The organism is Rhodospirillum rubrum ATCC 11170 (genome assembly GCF_000013085.1).
Lineage (GTDB): Bacteria > Pseudomonadota > Alphaproteobacteria > Rhodospirillales > Rhodospirillaceae > Rhodospirillum > Rhodospirillum rubrum.
Genome location: NC_007643.1, coordinates 2,596,522 through 2,613,480, shown reverse-complemented (window position 1 = coordinate 2,613,480; position 16,959 = coordinate 2,596,522). Strand labels below are relative to the sequence as shown.

Genomic DNA, 16,959 nt, shown 5'->3' with positions numbered 1-16,959 from the left:
CCTAGTGGAGGTGGTTCGTCAGGAACTGACGAACCCGGTCCGATCTGGGCTGGGAGAACATCTGGGCGGGCGGACCCTGTTCCTCGATGTGGCCCTGGTGGAGAAACACCACCTCGGAGGATACGTCGCGGGCGAAGGTCATTTCATGGGTGACGATCAGCATGGTCCGCCCTTCTTCGGCCAGGGCGCGGATGACGCCAAGCACCTCGGCCACCAGTTCGGGATCGAGCGCGCTGGTCGGCTCGTCGAACAAGATGACCTCGGGCTCCATGGCCAGGGCGCGGGCGATGGCGGCGCGCTGCTGCTGGCCACCCGACAAATGCGCGGGATAATGGTCGCGCTTTTCGGCGATGCCGACCTTGGCCAGCAGGGCCATCGCCTTCTCGCGGGCCTGGGCCTTGGGCAGTCCCTTGACGTGGACCGGCGCCTCCATGACGTTTTCAAGGATGGTCAGATGGGGCCACAGGTTGAAGCTTTGGAAAACGAAGCCGATGCGGGCGCGGAAGGCGGCCAACTGCCGGGCGTCGCGGGCGGTCAGCCCGCCGCCGCGATCGGGGCGCAGGGCCAGATCCTGCCCGCGCAGGCTGATCTCGCCGCGATCGGGGGCCTCAAGCAGGTTGATGCAGCGCAGGAAGGTGCTTTTCCCTGAGCCCGACGAGCCGAGGATCGAGATCACGTCTCCGTCGCGGGCGGTCAGGGAAATACCCTTCAAGACCTCCAGTCGGCCGAAGGTCTTGTGAATATCCTTGACCTGCAAGGCGATTGTTCCGCCGGCCATCCGGATCGGGCTCCTTTGACTATACACGGTCGCCGGGCGAAAATGCCCGGTCTGTGGGCAGGGCCGCGATGGTTGCACACCCCTTGTCTCTTTGTGAGCCTAACGAGGCTTTCCCGCGTGGCGCAAGGGCTTTTCACCATCGCCTAACAGGTTGTTTCTCCTTTGAGGTCGTGGAAGGATCGGCGAAGGCGGATGGCGTGCCATCCCTTTTGCTCCAGGCCCTCCCCAGAAGGACAGCGTCCCCCGATGGTCAATCTTTGCAGTGACAATGTCGCCGGCGCCCTGCCGGCGGTGCTCGATGCCCTGGTCGAAGCCGGGCGCGGCGCGGCCATGCCCTATGGCGCCGATCCGTGGAGCGCCCGGCTCGATGCCCTGGTGGCCGAGATTTTCGAGCGCCCGGCGATGGTTTTTCCCGTCGCCACCGGCACGGCGGCCAATTCCCTGGCCCTGGCCTGTCTGACCCCGCCCTGGGGCGCGGTCTATTGTCACGACGAAGCCCATGTGATGGTCGATGAATGCGGCGCGCCGGAGTTTTTCACCGGCGGGGCCAAGCTGATCGGGATTGGCGGGCGCGACAGCCGCCTCGATCCCCAGGCCCTGCGCGCGGCGGTCACCCAGGCCGCCGGGTCGGATCATCCCGTCCATGTCGCCCGGCCCAGCGCGGTGACGATCACCACCGTCAGCGAGGGCGGCACCCTGTACGCTCCGGCCGATGTCGCGGCCATCGCCGATGTCTGCCGGACGTTTTCGCTGGGGCTGCATATGGATGGCGCCCGCTTCGCCGGCACCCTGGCCGCCCTCGGCTGCTCGCCGGCCGACCTGACCTGGAAAGCCGGGGTCGATATCCTGTCGTTGGGGGCGACCAAGGGCGGTGCCCTGGCCGCCGAGGCGGTGGTGGTCTTCGATCCCGCCCTGGCCGAAACCCTGGCCTATCGGCGCAAGAAATCCGGCCATCTGGTTTCAAAAATGCGGTTTCTGTCGGCCCAGTTGGTCGCCTGGCTGTCCGAGGGGCGCTGGCTGAGCGCCGCCCGCCACGCCAATGGTCTGGCGCAACGGCTGGGCGCCGGCCTCGATACGGTTCCGGGCGCCAGACTGGTCGCCCCGGTCGAGGCCAATATGGCCTTTGTCGCCTTCGACCAGCCGTTGAGCGACGGCCTGCGCGGACGCGGCCATGCCTTCTATCCGTGGCCGGCCCATGGCCCGCAGGCGGTGCGGCTGGTGACCAGCTTTGAAACCACCGACGAGGATGTCGAAGCCTTCCTCGCCGACGCCCGGGCCATCGCCGCCGGGCGTTGAAAAAGCGGGGGCCGGGGGGCGTCCCCCCGGACTGATATTTTTAAGGCGGCGTGCGGGGCGCTTGGTCCCCGCACGCCGTCCTAAGGTCTTGATAGTCAAGCAGATAATCGTCGCATTCTGATGCGGATTGATCCAGGCGGCATCCGGTAGTTTGGGTGGCGCAGCATTGTTTTGTGTTCATGAGTGCGTCTGGTCTTTCCTATGATCCAGTGACGTGAGGCGAGACTGCGGCTTCCTCCTCGCCGCTGCGCGTCTCTCCCTGTTGCTGTCCGCTATCAGATGGGGCAATTTCGGAGGCAGCAGCCACAACCGAAGGTCGCCATCCATGAGCATCCCCGAAGAGGCCCTGCAACGTCATGTTGACGAACAGGCTGAGTCCGCCAAACTCCATTACCAGGAACGCTGGGCCACCAATTACGCCGCGCTCCAGACTGGCGACGAACGCGAGGCTGAGTTGCTGCTGGCGGGCTATCTACTGACCATCATCGACGGTTACGAGAAGGTCGAATTCCGCGCGGCCTGGGATGTGCACTCAGATCCGGCCTGGGGCACCATCATGGGCTACCGGGTCAAGGTCGGCGGCCACACGGCGGACTTTTTGTTCCGGTGCTGCCAGGGCGATGATCGGCGCCTGCTGGCGGTAACCCTGGACGCCCGGGACGGACGCCAACGTGCTCCCGAGGCGATTGCCCGGGATCGAGGTCTGATGGATGCCACGTGCCGGGTGATGAATTACACCGATGCCCAGGTGCTGGCGCGGCCGACGGATATCGCGGACGAGATCTCCGAGGCGTTGAGCGATCTCGTTGAGGAGATGCTGGCGGCGGCGGGGTACATCCGGGGATCGCGCCCGTCCAACGTCACTCCGATTGGGCAGAGATGAGAATGATCGACTTCAAGGAAATTCCAAACGGAGAGCAATGGGAATTGTTCGCCCAGGCGTTCCTGCGGCAACTGGGCTTCACAATTGAGATCCCGCCCGGACGAGGGGCTGACCGTGGCCGAGATATGGCAGTCAGCCAGCTTATGCCAGATCAGGACGGGAACCAACGCAAATTCGTCTGGCTGGTGAGTTGCAAGCACAACGCAATCAGTGGCGCTTCGGTAACTCCCATGGTCGAAAATGATGTCCCCGCTCGGGTCCGTCAGCATCAGGCGAACGGATTCATGGGGTTTTATTCCACAATCCCGTCTCAAGGCCTGATCGACCGAATCGAGGGATCCAAATCTCCCCAGGATGTGCAGGCTGTGGAATTCTTCGATGGCGCCCGGATCGCGGAACTACTCATCTCGAGGGGAATGACCTTGCTTATGGCGCAATACATGCCGTGGAGCTTGGCTGCCCTGCGTCCGGTCCACCCCACCTTCGGTAATTTGATCCCGCTGCTCTGTGAGGTTTGTAGAAATGATCTCCTGCAAGACAGCATTCTTCGCCCCGGTTGGGGGACGATCCTATTTCGACATGACTACAACATCTCGCAAGTCACGTCCGTCCACCTGTCCTGCAAAGATGGGTGCCTGTCCTGCAAAGATGGGTGCAACTCCGAGATCGAATCTCGTTATGGCGGAGACGGCGTGATTTGGCCTTCGGCCGAACTGCGCGATTATCTAAATCCCGCGATCTTCATGATGAAAATGCAGGAACACATGAACCAGATGCGCTACATCCCGCTGTCGTTCAGCGAGGCCGCACATCACAAATACATGCAGATTTTCTCGGCCCTAAGCCAACGCACACTCCGCCTGACCACCCAGGAGGATCTTGTTGATTACAACAGCTACATGGAAATCCGCGCGGCCTTTTCCTGAACGGCGGACGTTTGCCGGGTGAGCCCGGCGAATCTGGAGCAAGACCAAGTAGGGCTAACTCGTCGCCACGGGAAAGCTTAAAAAAAAGTCGCCGTAACCGCTACCATGCGAAAGATGGTCGTACTCACGGACGCCCTGCTTAAGGCAGGGCGTCCTTGGATGCCAAAACACGCTTGAACATCACGGATATTTTAGAGCAGGGCGAGGCGGTCTGGCGTGACCAGGGTGATGCCCTGTTCGGTGACGTGGAAGCGCTTGGCGTCGAGGATCGGATCCTCGCCGATGACCAGCCCTTCGGGAATGCGACAACCGGTATCGAGGATGCATTTGGTCAGGCGGGCATGGCGGCCGATGTCGCCCATCGGCAAGATCACCGTATCGATGACCGAGCTATAGGAATTCACCCGCACGTCGTTGAACAGCAAGGAGCCGGTCACGGCGCCGCCCGAGACGATGCAGCCCGCCGAAACCAGGCTGTCCTTGGCCATGCCCCGGCGCTCGTCGGTGTCGAAAACGAACTTCGCCGGCGGCCGCTGCATCTGATAGGTCCAGATCGGCCAGTCGGCGTCGTACAGATCCAGGGCCGGGGTGACGCTGACCAGATCGATATTGGCCGACCAGTACGCGTCGACGGTGCCGACGTCGCGCCAATAGGGTTCGCGGCGGCCGACCGAATAGACGCAGGATTGGGAAAAGCGGTGGGCGACGATGCGCGCCTTGCCGACCTGCGAGGGAATGATGTCGCGGCCGAAGTCATGCTGGCTGGCTTCGTTCAGCGCATCGGATTCAAGGATTTCGTAGAGGAAATCGGCATTGAAGATATAGATGCCCATCGAGGCGAAGGCGCGGTCGGGGCGGCCGGGGATGCCCGGCGGATTGGCCGGCTTTTCAAGGAAGTGGACGATGTTGTCGTCGTTGTCGACCTCGACGCAGCCATAGCCGGTGGCCTCTTCGCGCGGAACGTCGACGCAAGCGACCGTGCAATCCGATCCCCGGGCGATGTGGTGGGCGAGAAGCTTCGAGTAATCTTGCTTGTAGATGTGATCGCCCGCCAGGATCAGCACGAAGCGCGGATCATGCATGCGGATCAGATCAAGGTTCTGGTGGACGGCGTCGGCGGTTCCCAGATACCAGCTCTCCTTGTCGGTCTGCTGCTGGGCCGGCCACAGCTCGACGAACTCGCCGATTTCGGCGCGCAGGAAGCCCCAGCCGCGCTGGATGTGATGGATCAGGGTATGGGCCCGGTACTGGGTAATCACGCACATGCGGCGGATCCCGGAATTCATGCAGTTCGAAAGCGGGAAATCGATGATGCGGTATTTGCCGCCAAAGGGAACGGCGGGCTTTGATTCCCGATTGGTCAGATCGCGCAAACGCGAACCGCGGCCTCCCGCCAGGACCAAGGCGAGCGTTTCCTTCAACGCCCGATTGATGTCGAGTTGAAATTCGGTAATCTGGTCCATGGCGGTATCCTGATGATTTTCACTCGAAACGGACTATAGAAGGATCGCCCCAGGCTTGCACCGGACAAATGGAAGACACGGGCATTTCCTTTAAAAACACCGCATAAAGGGTGGGGGGTCGTGGTCGAAAAGCCAGGGGACGCGGTCCCGCCCCACGATAAAGATGCAAGGGGGGGCAACCTCGCCCGACGATAAAGGTGCTTGTGCGCTACGTCTTTTCTTGGCAGTGATGGTCGCCCGGATGTCGGGGTCTGCCGTTGGGGCGGCCAGCGAAAGCCGGGAACGGGGTGATCCGGGACGGCGATGAAGGTTTTGTTCGTGACTTCCGAGGCCTACCCGCTGGTCAAGACCGGCGGATTGGGCGATGTGGCGGGGGCTCTGCCCGCCGCCCTGCGCGACATCGGCGTCGATGCCCGCATTCTTCTGCCCGCCTATCCCGACGCCATGCGCCGGGCCCGCCTGACGGGCAAGACCGTACCGCTTGGTAATCCGCTTGGCGTTGGCGAGACCAGACTGCTTGAAGGGACGATGCCCGATACCGGCTGCCCCTTGTGGTTGCTCGACTGCCCGGCGATGTACGAGCGGACCGGAGGGCCCTACATGATGTATTCGGGCGTCGACTGGCCCGATAACTTCCGAAGATTCGCCTTGTTGTCCAAGGTCGCGGCGATGATCGGCACCGCCGGCGACCTGATGGACTGGCGCCCCGACGTGTTGCACGGCCACGATTGGCAGACCGGACTGGTTCCGGCCTATCTGAATGCCTGGGGGGCGCGCCGTCCGCCCTTTTTGTTCTCGATCCACAACATGGAATACCGCGGGTTGTTCGGTCCCGAGATCCTTGATCTGATCGGGTTGCCGCGCAGCCAGTTCTCGATCAACGGCTTGGAATTCCATGGGCTGGTCTCCACGCTCAAGGCCGGGATAGTCTATGCCCAAGCCGTGGCCACCGTTAGCCCAAGTTATGCCGCCGAGATAAAGACTCCGGTCGGCGGCCAGGGGCTGGAAGGCTTGCTGCAGGCGCGGGCGGGCGATCTTTCGGGAATTCTGAACGGCATCGACTCCAACGCCTGGAACCCGCAAACCGATCCCTATTTGGCCGCGCCCATCGACGGGGCCGATCCGGCGCCGGGGAAGCGGATCAACAAGGACATGCTCAAGCGGCGGATGGGACTCGACGCCGATGGCGATCGCCCGCTGTTTGGTCTGGTCAGCCGTTTCGTCGCCCAGAAGGGAATCGATCTGGTGGTCGCCGCGCTGCCCGGCATGATCGCCGGCGGCGCCCAGGTCGCCATTCTCGGCGCCGGCGACACCGGCCTTGAAGCGGCCTTGAACGACATCGTCGGGCGCTATCCCGGGGCGGCGGCCGTCCATGTCGGCTATGACGAGCATCTGGCCCATCTGATCGAAGGGGCGGCCGATTTCCTGCTGGTGCCTTCGCGCTTCGAGCCCTGCGGGCTGACCCAGCTTTACGCCTTGCGCTATGGCACCATTCCGGTGGTGCGCCGCACCGGTGGGCTGGCCGATTCGGTGAGCCATCTCGATGATGGTCCGAACGGAACGGGCATCGTGTTCGACCATGCGCTTCCCGACGCCCTGGAGTGGGCGATCGGTCGGGCGATGACGCTGTATCGCGACAAGGCGACGCTGAACAAAGTTCGCCAGCGGGGGATGTCCCAGGATTTCAGTTGGAAACGCTCCGCCAAAGAGTACCTTAGAGTCTACGGCTCCATGGTGGGCGGGGATGTTCACCGGCCTTGATCACGGCCAACCCTTGCGCGGGCGGTCTTTCAGGCTCTGCCCCAAGATATGGACGCGTCCATGTCTAACTCTTTGATTTCGTGGTCTTATCCCATCGAGCGCGGGGGCTTGCGGTTTATGTGTCGCGTCCCCGTTTCTCCCTGTCTTTACCTCCACCAACAACGAGGATCCTCATCATGGATACGGTGATCCGCACCGATTTCGAGCTCGACGAGGGGATCGACTTCACCGACGTCGAGCAGATCAAGCACGGGCTTGTCACGTCGATGGTCCGTGGGGTCGGCTTCGATCCGGCTTCGGCGACCGAGCACGATTGGTTTCTCGCCCTGGCCAGCCTGTTGCGCGGCCATCTCAGCGAAAAGGGCATGATGACGTCGCGCGCCCAATACGGCAGCGATACCAAGCGCGTCTATTATCTGTCGCTGGAGTTTCTGACCGGACGGCGGCTGGTCAAGCATCTGCTCGATCTTGGCATCGAGTCGGCGGTGCGCGCCGCCTTGCGCGAACTGGGCCAGGATCTGGACCGGGTGGCCGAGCAGGAAAGCGACGCGGCCTTGGGCAATGGCGGCCTTGGCCGGCTGGCCGCCTGCTTCCTTGATTCCATGGCCACCCATGGCTATCCCGGCTATGGCTACGGCATCCGCTATGAATTCGGCATGTTCTCGCAGACCATCGAAAACGGTCAGCAGGTCGAACATCCCGAAAGCTGGCTGCGCAACGGCAATCCCTGGGAAATCGTTCGCCACAACGTCAGCTATCCGGTGCGCTTTGGCGGCCACATCGTCTGCTTCCGCGACGAAGGCGGCGAGGAGCGCTGCCGCTGGGTCGACGCCAACGAGGTGATCGCCGAGGCCTATGACCTTAAGGAAACCGGCTACGGCGGCGCTTACGGCTGTAATCTGCGCCTGTGGTCGGCCCGCGCCACCCAGGATTTCGACCTGAGCTATTTCAACGAAGGCAACTATATCGAGGCGGTCAAGGACAAGACCACCAGCGAGAACCTGTCCAAGGTGTTGTATCCTATGGACACGACGCTGATGGGGCAGGAACTGCGGCTGAAGCAGGAATATTTCTTCGTTTCCGCCTCGCTGCAAGACATCCTCGCCCGCTTCTTCAAGGTCCATAAGGACCCCAAGCAGATCCCGGCGAAGATCGTCATCCAGCTCAACGACACCCATCCGGCCCTGGCGGTGCCCGAGATGATGCGGCTGTTGATGGATAATCACGCCTTGTCATGGGATGCCGCCTGGGACATCACCCGCGACACCTTCGCCTATACCAATCACACCTTGCTGCCCGAGGCCCTGGAAACTTGGCCGGTGGCGATGCTCGAAGCGATTTTGCCCCGCCATCTCGAGATCATCTACAAGATCAACTACGGCTTCCTTCAGCAGGTCCGCCGCGCCTTCCCCGGCGATGTCGCCATGCTGCGCCGCATGTCGCTGATCGACGAGGATACCCACCGGGTGCGCATGGCCCATCTGGCGGTGGTTGGCAGCCGGCGGGTCAATGGCGTGGCGGCCCTTCACACCAAACTGCTGCGCGAGCGGGTCTTCCCCGATTTCGATGCCTTCTTCCCCGAGAAATTCGTCAATGTCACCAACGGCATCACCCAGCGCCGCTGGCTTTTGCAGTCAAATCCGCCGCTTGCCGCCCTGGTGAGCGAGACGATCGGCGAAGGCTGGTTGACCGATCTCGACCGCCTGCGCGATCTGGAGAAGTTGGCCGACGATCCGGCCTTCCAGGACCGCTTCCTGACGATCAAGGCCGGCGCGAAGGCCCGGGCGGCGGCTTTGATCGCCGAGCGCTGCGGCGTCGTCGTCTCCACCGCCTCGCTGTTTGATATCCAGATCAAGCGCATTCACGAATACAAGCGCCAGCTGCTCAACATCATGCAGGTGATCGCCCGCTATAACGCCATCCGCCGCGATCCCAAGGCGGTCATGACGCCGCGCACGGTGATCTTCGGCGGCAAGGCGGCGCCCGGGTATTACGTCGCCAAGAAGATCATCCGCCTGATCAACGATGTCGCCGAGACCATCAACCACGATCCGGCGGTGCGCGATCTGTTGAAGGTGGTCTTCGTTCCCAATTACAACGTCTCGACCGCCGAGATCCTGATCCCGTCTTGCGATCTGTCCGAACAGATCTCGACCGCCGGCACCGAGGCTTCGGGAACGGGCAACATGAAATTCGCCCTCAACGGCGCTTTGACCATCGGCACCCTGGACGGCGCCAATATCGAAATCCGCGAAGAGGTCGGCGACGACAATATCTTCATCTTCGGCCACACCGCCCAGGAGGTTTCGCAGATCAAGGCGCAGGGCTACGATCCGTGGAGCTGGTATGCGGCCGATGACGAGATGCGCACGGTGATCGATATGATCCGCGACGGCTTCTTCTCGACCGAGGAACCCGACCGCTATCGGCCGATCGCCGATGCCCTGCTGGGGTCCGATACCTATCTGGTGCTGGCCGATTTCCGTTCGTATATGGATGCGCAAAAGGCGGTGGACGGGCTTTACACCAACCAACGCGTCTGGGCGCGTCAGGCCATCCTCAACATCGCCCGGGTTGGCAAGTTCTCGTCCGACCGGGCGATCCATACCTATGCCAAGGATATTTGGGGCGTGCGGCCGATGGACGCCCTCTCCTGATCCTTTAGGCTAAGACTGTGCGAAAAGGGGCGATCCGGCTTTGGGTCGCCCCTCCTTCATTGTTCGGGTAATCCTTCATGCGGTCTGGTTTCATCGCGACGTTTCAACGGTTTTCCGCCTGGTTGGTCGCTGGGGCCATCGTTCTTGGCGCCCTGGCCGGGCTGATCTATCTGATCGCCGATGCCCTGTTCACCCACAATGCGGATTTCCGCCGCTGGTACAACGTGCTGCGCGCCCAGCCTTATCGCTATGAAGGCATTCAGCCGGTCTATCTGGAAACCGATCCGGCCAGCCTGATCGCCTTGCCCGACGCCGAGGCGGTGGCGGCCAAGCGCCGGGCGATCACCAAGGCGGTGTTCGGTCGGCCCGATCTGCCGCGCGAGGCCCGACCCGATGCCATCGAGCGCGCCATCGATCCCCGGGGCGTCGCCGCCCTCGCGCCCTATGGCGATCCGGCCGTGGTCGCCACGGTCGACCGCTTCAGCGTGGTCGTCGACGAGGCCTTCACCGCCAAGGCCTATCTGCTTCACCCGCTCCGCCCCAACGGCCGGCTGTTCGCCTATCAGCAAGGCTATGCGGGGACCATCGACAAGGCGGCGGGATTGCTGCGACCGCTGCTCGAGCGCGGCTATACGGTGCTGGCGCTCAATTACGTCGGCTATGGCGAGAGCGCCGTGCACCGGCGCCTCTATCCCGGCCATGGGGTCTTCGTGCCCGGGCGCGAACACTTCCTGTTCGATCCCTTGCCGCTGCGCCGCTACCTCCTGCCGATGGTCGCCGGCCTCAATCAGGCGATGGAGGATTTGGGGGTCGGGCAGGCCGATCTGGGCGGCATCTCGGCCGGGGGCTGGGTCACCGTGGTGACGGCGGCGATGGACGAGCGCATCCGCCGCAGCTATCCGATGGCCGGCGCCTATCCGCTGTATCTTCAGCAGCTCGACCATCATCCGCCGACCGAAGAACAGTATTATCCGCCCCTGGTCCAGGCGGCCGATTATCTGGAACTGTTCGTGCTGGGCGCGGTGGGGCAGGGCCGGGGACAGGTGCAGTTCTTCGGTCAATACGACCGCTGCTGCCAGAACAACCGGCTGTCCGAGCTTTACGCCCCGGCGGTCCGGGCGGCGGTGGACAGGTTGGGTGGTTTTTTTTACACCCATATCAATGATGAAAGCCCCGACCATCGGATCAACGAGGATTATATCGCCTTGATCCTTGGCGATCTCGACGCTCTTGATAAATAGAAAGAGCCCCGTCCAACCCCCCTGTGTTTTCTGGAGATTCCGGCCATGACAGAGTCTTCCGACCGCGCTCCCCGACTGACGGGCGGGTGTCAATGCGGCAAGGTCCGTTACGCCCTGTTCGCCGATCCCCAAGGGGTTCACCTGTGCCATTGCCGGATGTGCCAGCGCGCCGTCGGCGGTCCCTTCGCCGCCCTGGCCCCCGTGCGGGTCGATGAGTTCGCCTGGACCAGCGGGCGGCCGGCCTTCTATCCCAGTTCCAATCTGGCCGAACGCGGCTTTTGCCGCGATTGCGGCACGCCGCTCAGCTTCCGCTATCTGACCGGGGACTGGATTGATGTGACCCTGGGAAGCCTTGATACCCCCGATCGGGTGGCGCCCGTGGAAAATTTCGGCGTCGAAAGCCGCCTGTCGTGGCTTGACCGGGTGGTCGATCTGCCCGGCCATGAGACCGGCGATTATCCCGGCGGACCCGAAACCCTGGCCGGTCTCGCCTCCAATCAGGCGGTGCCGCGCCCCTCCGACGACGAGTAGGGCTGCGAGCGGACCCCGATCCCCGGTGTTCCGCTCGCGGCTTCCGACCCCTTTCAAACAGGATTTTTCATGCCCCGTCCCCTTCCCGAAGCCCGTCTCGTGCGCGAGACCATTCTTGATCTGTGCCGCGCCAAGGGCGGTGGAAAAACCCTGTGCCCGACCGATATCGCCAAGGCCCTGGTCCGCGAGGGCGAGGATTGGCACCCCTATCTCGCCCCGGTCCGCCGCGAGGCCTTCGCCTTGGCCAAGGCCGGCGAGATCGGCGTGTTCCGCAAGGGCAAGCCGATCGACCCCGGCGCCGCCCATGGGGTGATCCGCCTGGGGCTGCCCGTCGCCGCCCCGGCCGAGGCTGCGGAGGGCGGGGAAGCGCCGTGATCGCGACCCCAGGCTCCCGTCGGGGTTGTTAAAAGGCCTCGCCGGACAAGAACTTTGCGCTACCATGGGGGCTCCATCAACGGAGGACCCCATGGCCGATCCCGCGACTTCCCTTGCCAGTCCGCTTGATACGCGTCGTCACGGCGGCGTGCTGGTTTTGACGATGAACGATCCGGCCACCCGCAACGCCCTCAGTCCGACGGTGTTCGCCGCCGGCACCCGCGCCCTGGCCGAAGCGGCGGACGATGACGGCATCGGCGCCGTGGTGCTGACGGGGGCGAATGGGGCGTTTTGTTCGGGGGGCGATCTGCGGCTGCTGGCCGGGGCGCCCAGCGACATCACCGCCTTGCTCGACTCGTTTCACGGCTTCGTCCGCGCCATCCGCGCCTTGCCGCTGCCGGTGATCGCCGCCGTCGAGGGATCGGCGGCCGGCGCTGGGTTTTCGCTGGCTTTGGGCTGCGACCTGCTGGTCGCCTCACGCGAGGCCAGCTTCCTGATGGCCTATATCAAGGTCGGTCTCACCCCCGATGGCGGGGCGACGGCTTTCCTCGCCCGCGCCCTGCCGCGCGCCCTTCAAACCGAGATCGTCCTGACCGGCGCGCCGGTTTCGGCCGAGCGCCTGCATGGCTTGGGCGTGGTCAACCGCCTTGTCGAGCCCGGAACGGCCTGTGAGGCCGCCTTGGCCTGGGCCGCGGCCTTCGCCGCCGGCCCGCGCGCCGCCCTCGGCCGAGCCAAGCGTTTGGTCGAGGCGGCCGGCTCCAATGACTTGGAAGGTCAGCTTGATCTGGAGGCCGCGCTGTTTAGCCAAGCGATCGCCCATGGCGAAGCCCGCGAGGGGATGACCGCCTTTTTGCACAAGCGCAGCCCCGATTTCGCCGCCGCGCGCGGCCGGATGGGTCAAAAGATTTAAAAATTTCTCAATGACAGGGGTGGACGCAGCTTTGTACCATCCCGCCTTCGGAAAACAGACCAAAAACCACCGAAGGGACAGTCCATGAGAAAGCTATTCACCCTGGTGGCGGCGGCGCTGGCCTTCGCCGGCCTGTCGTCGTCGCCCGACGCCTCGGCGGCCGAGTACAAGGCCGAATACAAGCTGTCCACCGTTCTTGGCAAACCGTTCCCCTGGGGGATCGGTGGCGAACGCTGGGCCGAACTGGTCAAGGAGAAGACCGAGGGCCGGATCGTCATGAAGATGTATCCGGGATCGTCCTTGCTGAACGGCGATCAGACCAAGGAATTCACCGCCCTGCGCCAGGGGGTGATCGATATGGCGGTGGGATCGACGATCAACTGGTCGCCCCAGGTCAAGGAACTCAACCTCTTCTCCATGCCCTTCCTGCTGCCCGATCACGCCGGCCTTGACGCCCTGACCAAGGGCGGCGTCGGCCAGCGGTTGTTCGATCTTTTGGCGACCAAGGACGTGGTGCCGCTGGCCTGGGGCGAGAACGGCTTTCGCGAGCTTTCCAATTCCCGCCATGCCATTCGCACCCCGGCCGATATGAAGGGGCTGAAGATCCGCGTCGTCGGCTCGCCGCTTTTTCTCGATACCTTCAGCGCGCTCGGCGCTAATCCCACCCAGATGAGCTGGGCCGATGCCCAGCCTTCGCTGTCGACGGGGGCGGTGGACGGCCAGGAAAACCCGCTGTCGGTTTTCATGACCGCCAAACTGCCGACCTTGGGCCAGAAGCACCTGACCCTGTGGGGCTATGTCGCCGATCCGCTGATCTTCGTCGTCAACAAGGAGGTTTGGGAGTCGTGGAGCGAGGAGGATCGCGCCGCCGTGCGCGCCGCCGCCCTTCAAGCCGCGGGCGAAGAGGTGGCCCTGGCTCGCAAGGGCATCACCGCCGAGGATGACGCCCTGCTCAAGGACATCACCGCCCAAGGGGTGAGCATCACCGCACTTTCTGCGGCCGAAAAGGCCGCCTTCCGCGATGCGACCCGCGCCGTTTATGACAAATGGAGCAAGCAGATCGGCGCCGATCTGGTGAAAGAGGCCGAAACGGCCATCGCCGCCGGTCGTTGACCCTTCCGGGGGCGCCAGGCGCGCTAGGCGCCCCCCTGTCCTTGCCAGCAAGAAGACCGCCATGTCCTCCCCCTCGACCGAATCCGCCGCCAAAGATGAGGCCTTGAGCGTTCCGATCTCTGTGGAACGCGTGCTGGCCGCCCTGGCGATGGCGGCGATCTGCCTTATCACCTTCGCCAATGTCGTCGTGCGCTATTTCACCGATGTCTCGCTGGCCTTCACCGAGGAATTTTCGATTTTCCTGATGGTGGTGATGACCCTGCTTGGCTCCTCGGCGGCGATCGCCCTGGACCGCCACATCCGCATCACCGTTCTCGTCGATCGTCTGCCCGCGCCGCTGCGGCGGGTGACGGAAACGCTGGTGTGGCTGGCGACCCTGGCGATGCTGGGGGTGCTGGTCTGGTACGGGGGGCGCCTCACCTATGATCAATGGCGCTTCGAGGAAACCTCGCCGGCGCTCGGCTATCCCCAATGGCTTTATACGCTGTGGTTGCCGCTGCTGAGCGCGGTGATGGGGCTGCGGGTTCTTGGTCGGTTGAGCCGTTTGGCCCGGGGGACGCGATAATGGCTACCCTGTCGCTGTTTGCCGTGTTCCTGGGCTTGACGCTTCTTGGCGCGCCGCTGGCCGTCGCCCTGGGCCTTGCCGGATCGGTGGCGATCCTCGAGGCCCAGCTTGGCATTCTTTCAGTGCCGACCACGGTGTATGCGGGCATCGCCAAATATCCGCTGCTGGCGATCCCGGTGTTCATTCTGGCCGGCCTGATCTTCGAGCGCGTCGGGGTGGCCCGCCAGTTGGTCTCCTTCGCCTCGTCGATCGTTGGGGCGCGCAACGGCGGCTTGGCCATCGTCGCCGTTCTGGTCTGCATGGTCATGGGCGGCATTTCGGGATCGGGTCCGGCCGATGCGGCGGCGGTCGCCACGGTGATGATCCCCAGCCTTCACAAGGCCGGCTATCCCAAGGCCTTTTCGGCCAGCGTCATCGCCGCCGGGGCGGCGACGGCCATTCTGATCCCGCCCTCGGTCGCCTTCATCATTTATAGCGTTCTCGTCCCCCAGGCCTCGGTTCCGGCGCTGTTCGCCGGCGGCTTGATCCCCGGCCTGCTCGCCGGGCTGTCGTTGCTGGCACCGATCGTTTATCTGTCGCGCCGTCATGGCTTCGGCATGGCCGACAGCGGCCCGCGACCGGGCTTCTGGGTCAGCCTCAAGGGGGCGATCTGGGGGCTGCTCGCTCCGGTGATCATCCTGGGCGGCCTGCGGCTCGGTCTCTTCACCCCGACCGAAGCGGCGGTGGTCGCCGTTTTCTATGGGCTGTTCGTCGGCGTCTTCATCCTGCGCACGCTGTCGGGACGGATGCTTATCGACATGCTGGCCGATGCCGCCGAGATGTCGGGGGTGGTGCTGCTGATCATCGCCCTGGCCAGCGTTTTCGCCTGGGCCGGCAGTACCTTGGGCGCTTTTGACGCCGTGGCCGGAGCGGCGCTGCAGGCGACGGACAACGAAGTCGTTGTCTTGTTGATGCTCAACCTTTTGCTGCTCGGCCTGGGAATGGTGCTGGACGCGGTTTCGATCTTCCTGATCTTGCTGCCGCTGCTCGTTCCCTTCATGGAAGCCTTCCACTGGGATCCGGTCTGGTTCGGGGTGATGGTGACGATGAACCTCGCCGTCGGCCAGTTCACGCCGCCGATGGCGGTCAATCTGATGGTGACCACCCGCATCGCCGGGGTCCGCATGGAGGCGGCGACCGGCTGGACGCTGTGGTTCGTGGGCGCCATGATCGTGGCGCTGATGGTCGTAACCTTCGTGCCCGAACTCACCCTGTGGCTGCCGCGGGCTTTGGGCTATCTGTGAGTCCGCGCCCGAGGGCGGCCCTTGTCGGTCCCCCTCGGACGAAGGCCTTGGTTTTAATGGCCGAGGAACACCGGCAGGGTCATCTGGCGCAGGATGTCGCGGGTGACGCTGCCGCGCAGCATGCGGGGCAGGCCCAGCTTGCCGTAAGCGCCCATGACCAGAAGCTGGGCGGCGCTGTCGGCGGCCTGGGAAAGCAGGAAATCGGCCACCCCGATCTGGTTCAGCACCGGGGTTTCGACGACGACCCGGCGCAGGCCGTGTTCCTCCAGCCGGCGGGCAAGCTCGCGCCAGCGCCAGCTATCCCCCTCGGTCGGTTCGGGGGAATGGCGGATAACGATGACCCGCGCCTCGGCCCCGTCGAGGAAGGGCAGGGCGTCGCCGACGGCGCGGCTGGATTCCCGGCTGTCGTTATAGGCGATCACCACCCGCTCGAACGTATACTCGAAGGTTCCGGCATAGGGGATGAGCAAGATCGGCCGCCCGCAGTTCAACACCACCTGCTCGGCCAGATCGTTGGGCAGGCGTTCGGGGATGGCGCGGGGATCGACCTGACCCAGCACCGTCAGATCGGCGAATTGGGCGTTGGCGGTGATTTCGCTGACGATGAAGCCCGGGTTCAGGGAATGGATGGTGTGCCATTCGGCCGAAACGTCGGGATAATTTGCCATCAGGCTTTCAAAGCGGTCGCGCTGGGGCTGGGCGTCGCGGTCGATGCCCTCCTTGTCGCCATGAATGGAGTAACTGGGCAGGGCGCTTGCCGTTTGGCCGAACAGGCCGAGCACCCGTCCGCCCCCCCTGGTCGACACGATGCGCGCCGCGGCTTCGGCGCGGCGCGGCCAAGCTTCTCCGCCATCCACATGCACGACGATCTTCATGCCCGTCTCCTCCGATCCCTATCCCGCTCCCCGACCCCGGTTCCTGGCTTCGAGCCGATTTTACCCGAGGGAGAGACTGGTCAGCGTGGCGCAAGCGTGACGCAAGCGCAAGTCCTTGACGGGGCGAGGCGATGGCGGACGGCTTTGCACGACAAGGTTTTAGACGGGGCGCTCCTGGCGGGAAGGCGAAGGCCAGGTATTTGATTCGCGACATTTTTTTCCAAAAACCCGCACAAAGCGAGCCCCCCTTTCGAAAATATGCTTTAAAATACGTTAAGCGATGGGATTCCCCGTGAATCATG

At 63.8% G+C, this 16,959-nt stretch carries 15 protein-coding genes; 12 read left to right on the top strand and 3 right to left on the bottom strand.

Annotation, left to right across the window (positions count from 1 at the left end; all coding sequences use genetic code 11):
• Position 1: 1 nt before the first annotated feature.
• A complete protein-coding gene (locus tag RRU_RS11650; RefSeq protein WP_011389905.1) occupies positions 2 to 778 on the bottom strand; it encodes an ABC transporter ATP-binding protein in 777 nt (258 codons plus the stop codon).
• Positions 779 to 1,024: 246 nt separating this feature from the next.
• On the opposite strand from RRU_RS11650, the gene RRU_RS11645 reads away from it, so the two are divergent.
• From RRU_RS11645 to RRU_RS11635, 3 genes are all read left to right on the top strand, one after another.
• The gene (locus RRU_RS11645) at positions 1,025 to 2,074 is read left to right on the top strand and encodes a threonine aldolase family protein (protein WP_011389904.1); all 1,050 of its coding nucleotides are present in this window, start codon (positions 1,025 to 1,027) and stop codon (positions 2,072 to 2,074) included.
• 325 nt (positions 2,075 to 2,399) lie between these two features.
• Positions 2,400 to 2,957, top strand: a complete 558-nt coding sequence (locus RRU_RS11640) for a hypothetical protein (protein WP_011389903.1) — start codon at positions 2,400 to 2,402, stop codon at positions 2,955 to 2,957.
• A gap of 2 nt (positions 2,958 to 2,959) precedes the next feature.
• The gene (locus RRU_RS11635; protein ID WP_014626336.1) at positions 2,960 to 3,883 is read left to right on the top strand and encodes a hypothetical protein; all 924 of its coding nucleotides are present in this window, start codon (positions 2,960 to 2,962) and stop codon (positions 3,881 to 3,883) included.
• 191 nt (positions 3,884 to 4,074) lie between these two features.
• On the opposite strand, the gene glgC is transcribed toward RRU_RS11635, so the two are convergent.
• The gene (gene glgC, locus RRU_RS11630; RefSeq protein ID WP_011389901.1) at positions 4,075 to 5,346 is read right to left on the bottom strand and encodes a glucose-1-phosphate adenylyltransferase; all 1,272 of its coding nucleotides are present in this window, start codon (positions 5,344 to 5,346) and stop codon (positions 4,075 to 4,077) included.
• 303 nt (positions 5,347 to 5,649) lie between these two features.
• On the opposite strand from glgC, the gene glgA reads away from it, so the two are divergent.
• The 9 genes from glgA (at position 5,650) to RRU_RS11585 (ending at position 15,782) form a co-directional block, all read left to right on the top strand.
• The gene (gene glgA / locus RRU_RS11625; protein WP_011389900.1) at positions 5,650 to 7,107 is read left to right on the top strand and encodes a glycogen synthase GlgA; all 1,458 of its coding nucleotides are present in this window, start codon (positions 5,650 to 5,652) and stop codon (positions 7,105 to 7,107) included.
• Between the two features lie 176 nt (positions 7,108 to 7,283).
• Positions 7,284 to 9,764, top strand: a complete 2,481-nt coding sequence (locus RRU_RS11620) for a glycogen/starch/alpha-glucan phosphorylase (protein WP_011389899.1) — start codon at positions 7,284 to 7,286, stop codon at positions 9,762 to 9,764.
• Positions 9,765 to 9,841: 77 nt separating this feature from the next.
• Positions 9,842 to 11,005, top strand: a complete 1,164-nt coding sequence (locus tag RRU_RS11615; RefSeq protein WP_011389898.1) for an alpha/beta fold hydrolase — start codon at positions 9,842 to 9,844, stop codon at positions 11,003 to 11,005.
• A gap of 45 nt (positions 11,006 to 11,050) precedes the next feature.
• Positions 11,051 to 11,536: a GFA family protein gene (locus RRU_RS11610; protein ID WP_011389897.1), complete on the top strand. Its 486-nt coding sequence runs from the start codon at positions 11,051 to 11,053 to the stop codon at positions 11,534 to 11,536.
• 69 nt (positions 11,537 to 11,605) lie between these two features.
• A complete protein-coding gene (locus RRU_RS11605; protein WP_011389896.1) occupies positions 11,606 to 11,911 on the top strand; it encodes a DUF3253 domain-containing protein in 306 nt (101 codons plus the stop codon).
• A gap of 91 nt (positions 11,912 to 12,002) precedes the next feature.
• Positions 12,003 to 12,821 (top strand): oxepin-CoA hydrolase, alternative type, encoded by an 819-nt coding sequence (locus RRU_RS11600; RefSeq protein ID WP_011389895.1) that lies wholly within the window; start codon positions 12,003 to 12,005, stop codon positions 12,819 to 12,821.
• 84 nt (positions 12,822 to 12,905) lie between these two features.
• Positions 12,906 to 13,934, top strand: a complete 1,029-nt coding sequence (gene dctP, locus RRU_RS11595; RefSeq protein WP_011389894.1) for a TRAP transporter substrate-binding protein DctP — start codon at positions 12,906 to 12,908, stop codon at positions 13,932 to 13,934.
• Between the two features lie 61 nt (positions 13,935 to 13,995).
• Entirely contained in the window at positions 13,996 to 14,499 is a 504-nt protein-coding gene (locus RRU_RS11590) for a TRAP transporter small permease (protein WP_011389893.1), read from the top strand.
• On the top strand, positions 14,499 to 15,782 hold the full coding sequence (locus RRU_RS11585) for a TRAP transporter large permease (RefSeq protein WP_011389892.1): 1,284 nt from the start codon (positions 14,499 to 14,501) through the stop codon (positions 15,780 to 15,782). Before RRU_RS11590 ends, RRU_RS11585 begins: the two co-directional genes overlap by 1 nt.
• Before the next feature lie 53 nt (positions 15,783 to 15,835).
• Here the strand turns inward: RRU_RS11585 and RRU_RS11580 are convergent, their stop codons facing one another.
• Positions 15,836 to 16,657: a universal stress protein gene (locus tag RRU_RS11580; protein WP_011389891.1), complete on the bottom strand. Its 822-nt coding sequence runs from the start codon at positions 16,655 to 16,657 to the stop codon at positions 15,836 to 15,838.
• Between the last annotated feature and the right edge of the window lie 302 nt (positions 16,658 to 16,959).